This window comes from Frankia sp. CcWB2, assembly GCF_977927585.1.
Window position 1 is genome coordinate 13,653 of the sequence record NZ_CDWRCM010000084.1, and the last position, 2,595, is coordinate 16,247.

The 2,595-nt window shown below is 71.9% G+C and carries 2 protein-coding genes and 1 pseudogene; all 3 read left to right on the forward strand.

Going from position 1 to position 2,595, the window contains the following annotated elements:
- Positions 1-484 (forward strand): annotated as a pseudogene (locus ACY45C_RS10980) (succinate--CoA ligase subunit alpha); the annotation flags it as partial.
- A 186-nt stretch (positions 485-670) separates the two neighbouring features.
- A complete protein-coding gene (locus ACY45C_RS10985) occupies positions 671-1,492 on the forward strand; it encodes a hypothetical protein (RefSeq protein WP_462187519.1) in 822 nt (273 codons plus the stop codon).
- A 20-nt stretch (positions 1,493-1,512) separates the two neighbouring features.
- On the forward strand, positions 1,513-2,595 hold a 1,083-nt coding region (locus tag ACY45C_RS10990; RefSeq protein ID WP_462187520.1), incomplete at its 3' end, for a cell division protein PerM.

A 2,595-nucleotide genomic window follows, 5' to 3' on the forward strand; every position in this document is an offset into this window, starting at 1 on the left:
CCCCGGTCTGTCCAATGCCGGCATCATCCCGGCCGACATCACCCCCGGCGGGCGCATCGGCCTGGTCAGCAAGAGCGGCACGCTGACCTACCAGATGATGTACGAGCTGCGGGAGTTCGGCTTCTCCACCTGCGTCGGCATCGGTGGCGACCCGGTCATCGGCACCACGCACATCGACGCGCTCGACGCCTTCCAGGCCGATCCGAACACCGACGCGATCGTGATGATCGGTGAGATCGGCGGCGACGCCGAGGAGCGGGCCGCGGCGCACATCGAAGAGCACGTGACCAAGCCGGTCGTCGGCTACGTGGCCGGCTTCACCGCGCCGGAGGGCAAGACGATGGGCCACGCGGGCGCCATCGTGTCCGGTTCGTCCGGTACCGCGCAGGCCAAGAAAGAAGCCCTGGAGAAGGCCGGCGTCCGGGTTGGCAAGACCCCGTCGGAGACCGCCCGGCTGATGGCTGACATCATGCGGTCGTTGTAGGCCTGTCCCGATGCCGAGCCCCCGCGGGACGCGGGGGCTCGGCATCGGGACAGGTAGGGGTCTTGGCCGCGGGGCTTCGGGGACGGACGTCTTCCCTTCGCTTCCGACGGCTGCAAGACTTCTGCATCGGTGCATCGACGGCTCTCGTCTCCGCACCGACCGACCAGACGAAGTGGGGTTGCCGTCGTGGCACAGATCGGCGGTCGTAGCGTCGCCACCAACGACATCGGGGTGGTCGCCTCTGGGGCGGTCACGTTCATCGTGAGCTTCCTGCCGTGGTATTCGGTGAGCCTGGGGTTTTTCGGCCGCTCGGCGGAGGCTCACAAAAACGCCTGGGGGCTCGGGTTCAACTCCTGGTTCCCGGTGTTCCCGGTGTTCCTGGTGGTCGTGGTCGCCGGTCTGGTGACGGCGCGCGTCGCCGCCAACGTCCGCATCCCGGACGTTGGTCCGGTCTCGATCCTGTGGATACTGCCGGCCGTCTCGGCGTTCGCCGTCCTTCTGCTGTTGATCAGATGGATCCGGTTCCCCGACGTGCCGAGCGGGGTGGACGCCGGGCCGAGTTTCGGGTTCTACCTCGCCTTGCTGCTGACGATCGTGCAGACCGTCTTCGGTGTGCTCACGGCGCTGGCGAGCGGAGCGCCCATTCCCGGCCGTCCGGGTGCCCGTCCCACCGGGCCCGGTCAGCCGGGCGCCTGGCCTCCGTATGGTGGTCAGCAGCCGCCCTACGGTCAGCCCTACGGCCAGCAGCCCACGCCCGGTTACGGCCAGCCGCCCACGGGGTACGGGCCGCCGCCGGGCTATGGGCCGCCCGGTCAGCCGCCCACGGGCTACGGTCAGCCGCCTGTCGGCGGATACGGCGCGCCGCCCGCCGGCGGGTACGGGCAGCCGCCCCAGCCGGGCGGGTACGGGCAGCCGTCGCAGGGTCAGGCTCAGTCGCCCCCAGGTTATGGCCAGCAGCCGCCTCCGCCGGGTGGTTACGGCCAGCAGGAGCCTCCTCCCGGTCGTTGATCCGATACGTGCCCGCCTCCATGCAGCCGCCCAGACTGCCGCGACGCCTTGCCGATCGGATCTGGCAGCGGGGCGGACGGCCCCTGGCGGAGGCGGTCGCCGCGTCGGCTGCGGGCCTGATATTCATCGAATTCGTCGTTCTGGTTGTGTGGGGAGCCGACACCGGCTCCTCCACCGGACCCGCCGCGGCTCTGCGCGTCGGAGCCGATCTGTGGCTTGCCGCTCACGGAACGACGCTGCGGCTCCCTGACGGGATCATCGCGTTCCGGCCATTGGGCCTCGCCCTCTTTCCGCTGGCCGCGGCGCTGAGCGCGGCACATCGGCGGGCGAGCGCGGCACCGCTGCAGTCGCATGCCGTTCTCAACCGGACCCCCCTGGGCCGAGTGTCGCTGAACCGGGTGTCGCGGTTGCGGCCTGCCCGGCTCGGCGGAGGGCGCTCCGCCGCTTCGGTGGCGGACCTCGGGGACTCCCGCGGGGGCCGCTGCCGGTCGGATGGCGCCGTCGGGGTCCCTTGGCGGGCCGTGGCAGGCGACGTCATCGGCGTCGTGGGCGCCCAGACTCTCTTCGTCGTGGTCGTCGCGCTCATCGTGCGCACGCACTCGGTACGGCCGACCCCCGGTTCTGCGGCGCTGGGGACGGTCGCGTTCGGGATACCGGCCGCCCTGCTCGGCGCGCTGGCCGGCCGCCATCGGCTGCGCACGGCATGGCGGATGCTGCCCGTGATGCTGCGCGTCCCCCTGCTGTCCGGCGCGGCGGCGTTCATGGCGCTGCTGGCGGCCGCCGCGTTCGGGGTCGCGCTGGTGCTCGCGGCGACCGAGCCCGAGGTCGCCGCCGCCGAGCGATCGCTCGACGTGGGCGTGCTCGGGGGTCTCGGGCTCACGGCGACCCAGCTTGCGCTGCTGCCCAACCTGGTCCTCTGGGGTCTGTCCTACGCCCTCGGACCAGGATTTCGAACGGGTCCGGGTCTGGTCCGGGCGGATGTCGTCCGCCCGGCCGACCTGCCGGACCTCCCGGTGCTGACGGCCCTTCCGCCGAGCGCGTTACCCAGGCCCGGGTGGCTTGTGCTGGCGCTGGTGCCCGTCGTGGCCGGCGTCGTGCTTACT